Raw genomic sequence first — 1,014 nt, forward strand, 5'->3', positions numbered from 1 at the left:
GTGATCTTGCGGCTCAAGTCACCTCGCGCCACAGCGGTGGTCACGTCCGCGATGTTACGCACCTGACCGGTGAGGTTGGAGGCCATGGAGTTCACACTATCGGTTAGGTCCTTCCACGTTCCGGCCACACCACCCACCTGCGCCTGGCCACCGAGCTTGCCTTCCGTGCCCACTTCACGAGCCACGCGAGTCACTTCTGAGGCGAAACCATTGAGCTGGTCCACCATGGTGTTGAGCGTGTTTTTGAGCTCCAGAATCTCGCCCTTCACGTCCACGGTGATCTTCTTGGAAAGGTCACCATTGGCCACAGCAGTGGCCACGTCTGCGATGTTACGCACCTGGCCGGTGAGGTTGGAGGCCATGGAGTTCACGTTGTCCGTGAGATCCTTCCACGTGCCCGCCACACCAAACACAACGGCCTGACCGCCGAGCTTGCCTTCGGTGCCCACTTCACGGGCCACGCGGCTCACTTCTCCGGCGAAGCCGTTGAGCTGGTCCACCATGGTGTTGATGGTGTTTTTGAGCTCCAAAATTTCACCCTTCACTTCCACGGTGATCTTGCGGCTCAAGTCTCCATTCGCCACGGCCGTGGTCACGTCCGCGATGTTTCGCACCTGCGAGGTGAGGTTCGTGGCCATGGCGTTCACGGAGTCGGTGAGGTCCTTCCAGGTTCCGGCCACACCGCGCACCTCGGCCTGACCACCGAGCTCGCCCTCCGTACCCACTTCACGAGCCACACGAGTCACTTCGGAGGCGAAGCCGTTGAGCTGGTCCACCATGGTGTTGATGGTATTCTTGAGCTCCAAGATCTCACCCTTCACGTCCACGGTGATCTTCTTGGAAAGGTCTCCATTGGCCACAGCGGTGGTCACTTCAGCGATGTTTCGCACCTGGCCGGTGAGGTTGGAGGCCATGAAGTTCACGTTGTCTGTGAGGTCCTTCCAGGTTCCGGCCACACCGGGCACCTGCGCCTGGCCGCCGAGCTTGCCTTCCGTGCCCACTTCACGAGCCACG

1 protein-coding gene is annotated in these 1,014 nt (G+C 60.7%); it reads right to left on the reverse strand.

Going from position 1 to position 1,014, the window contains the following annotated elements:
* Window positions 1-1,014: HAMP domain-containing protein (locus BGE01nite_RS28800; protein WP_170267149.1), on the reverse strand; the 1,014-nt coding region annotated here is incomplete at both ends.

It is taken from the genome of Prosthecobacter gellanilyticus (assembly GCF_007992435.1).
GTDB classification, from domain to species: Bacteria; Verrucomicrobiota; Verrucomicrobiia; order Verrucomicrobiales; family Verrucomicrobiaceae; genus Prosthecobacter; species Prosthecobacter gellanilyticus.